At 66.9% G+C, this 486-nt stretch carries 1 protein-coding gene; it reads right to left on the reverse strand.

The window, feature by feature from the left end:
* On the reverse strand, positions 1–486 hold a 486-nt coding region (locus FLO80_RS23780; protein WP_246156799.1), incomplete at both ends, for an ABC transporter transmembrane domain-containing protein.

A 486-nucleotide genomic window follows, 5' to 3' on the forward strand; every position in this document is an offset into this window, starting at 1 on the left:
GAAGTGGCTCTGCTGGCGCGCGGCGTGGACGATCTGCTCCTCGGTGGCGTTGCGCAACGGCCGGTACCAGATCCAGCGGCCGAGGGCGTAGAGGCTCATGGCGGCGATGGCGATGGCCGCCAGTGGCGGACTGTAGAGCAGCATCATGCCGAGGGTGGCGACGGTCATCAGGCCGTCCAGCACCGCCGAGAGGAAGGCCGCGGTGAGGGTCTGCTGGATGCTGTTCACCGCGCCGAAGCGCGACACCACGTCGCCCAGGTGGCGCTTCTCGAAATACTGCGCGGGCAGCCGCAGCAGGTGGCTGAAGACGTTGGCCTGCCACTGCACGCCGAGCAGGGTGCTCATGTGCATCATCACCCAGGCGCGCACCCCGCTGACCGCCTGCTGCATCAGCAGCAACAGGCCGAAGCCGATGGCCAGGGTGCTGAGCAGGTCACGGTCTTCGCTGACGATGACGTTGTCGATGGTCCATTGCAGGAAGAACGG

This window comes from Aquicoccus porphyridii, from assembly GCF_008369105.1.
GTDB lineage: Bacteria > Pseudomonadota > Alphaproteobacteria > Rhodobacterales > Rhodobacteraceae > Aquicoccus > Aquicoccus porphyridii.